Here is a 1505-nt window from a genome sequence, read left to right on the forward strand (position 1 = left end):
ATTATTGTTTCTGTCTTTATAAATAATTTCATCGTTTCTTATATTCCACACAAAATTATCTACTCCTGTTCCCTCAAATATCCTAAATAAAAAATTACTAAATTTATTTTTTAGCTTAAAATTTATACCTATCATATTTTACACCCAATTCTTTACCAAAAAGTAATATTCTAAATTAATTTATTATGGACATACTGCATTAACTGGTATTGTCCACCATAAAGGAGGCAATAACTATGGAATCATTCGAACTCCTCTATAAATAAGATAGCCTCCTCCTTGAATATTTCTTATATAGTAATCTACACCATTAAAACTTATGCTAAATAAGTTATTACTGTTTTGCAAATAGAAATTATTATTTTTTACTGATTTATTTTTACTATTTGCTTAAAACAAATATAATATGTACAATCTCTATCAAGATATAATCATCTTTATTTATCATAAACAAATTATTTAGCAAGAATTTTAATAATTAATCAATATCTTCACAAATAATTTCATTACAAATTGTAGTAATCTTATCCCCGGAATTGAGTACAAAACTTAAACTGAAGAAATCATTTAAATCAGCAACCTCTGTTAACTTGCTCCAAACTACAAATTCACTTTGTAATTCTTTATCTTGCATTTGAATGAAGTTTTCCAACATCTTATCATTCTCATTCAATTCCCAATCTAAAATACAGTCTCCTCCTCCCCAAAGTTTGATATTTGTCATTTCTGTATATAATACTTCCTTAAATATAATTGTTACCTTATTTTTTAAATGAAAATGATTAATTACAACTGTCATAATATTATCATCATATTTCAAACAAACTTCTACTAATTCTGAATCATGCAAACGAAAATCGTCTAGTCTATTAATGTTTTTTTTATTGACCTTCACTATATTTACCTCTCTTCTTAATCAAAATATAAACTTGCAAATGGTTCCGGAACAAGCATACTAGGATAATAATGAATACCATCTAAATGCTTTGATTTCCATTCTACTTCCATAACGTGATAATGTGCCCCATTCTCTATATCTTCATTCCATTCGAATACAGGAGCCTTACCTCCTCCAGGGAACCACTTAATTGTCTTTCCATTTTTAGTTCCAGCAAATTCTCTACGCACACATCCCTTTGGATTAAAATCATATGGATTTGCAGTAAATACTATTGGATTCTTCCTTTTTGGCGGATTTGCTGTTTTATTTCTATCAGTAGCACGATCTCTTACTTTACTACTCTCTGCACAATCCGAATAATTTTTATATACTTTATAGCCAACATAACCAGTCCAAATAACTACTGCTCCTATTAAAACTGGTGTTGCTACAAGTGCTCCAATACCTTCTCCTAGAGCTGCTAATCCAGAGAAAATTGCTCCTATCGCAAAATGTCCGCTCGGATCTGACGAACCAATTGGATTGTTCTTACAATAAGCAAATAAATTATGTCCTAACAAATCACCTGTTTTTCCTATTATACCATCTGCATTTATCCGATAGC

General features: G+C 29.4%; 1 protein-coding gene and 1 pseudogene. Both read right to left on the bottom strand.

Features of this window, described 5'->3' with window-relative positions:
- Nucleotides 1–478: 478 nt before the first annotated feature.
- Nucleotides 479–895 carry a hypothetical protein gene (locus FAY47_RS19795; RefSeq protein WP_143318643.1) on the bottom strand — a complete coding sequence of 139 codons (417 nt, stop codon included), beginning with the start codon at nucleotides 893–895 and terminating at the stop codon, nucleotides 479–481.
- 17 nt (nucleotides 896–912) lie between these two features.
- Nucleotides 913–1505 (bottom strand): annotated as a pseudogene (locus tag FAY47_RS20545) (hypothetical protein); the annotation flags it as partial.

Origin of the sequence: Clostridium sp. HBUAS56017 (assembly GCF_007115085.1) — a bacterium.
Classification (GTDB): domain Bacteria; phylum Bacillota; class Clostridia; order Clostridiales; family Clostridiaceae; genus Clostridium; species Clostridium cibarium.